Origin of the sequence: Streptococcus suis (assembly GCF_002964575.1) — a bacterium.
In the GTDB taxonomy this organism is placed as follows: Bacteria; Bacillota; Bacilli; order Lactobacillales; family Streptococcaceae; genus Streptococcus; species Streptococcus suis_R.
The window spans coordinates 1-264 of record NZ_POQQ01000068.1; the positions used below are offsets into that span (position 1 = coordinate 1).

The window sequence follows — 264 nt, forward strand, 5'->3', positions numbered from 1 at the left end:
CTTGGCCTATGATATAGCAGGGACAGTTGAATCAATTGCTGCAATTACTGCGGATGATTTACATGAGAATTTTGATGTGTTTTATCATCCAAGTAACATGAATTTATTCGTTATTGGTAATTTTGATTTAGAGGCAGTTTGGAAACAAATTTCAAGTTATCAAGTAGCTCAGATGGATAATCCAGCTCAGTCGTTTGAATTGGCAGGTGTCCAAAAGTTGCCGATACAGGAGCATCTCTCAGAACAATTTGAAGTATCTACCCC

At 37.5% G+C, this 264-nt stretch carries 1 protein-coding gene; it reads left to right on the forward strand.

The genetic code is table 11. The annotated features are described in order from the left end of the window. The coding region (locus C1E58_RS09630; RefSeq protein WP_161951301.1) for an insulinase family protein at nt 1-264 on the forward strand (264 nt) is incomplete at both ends.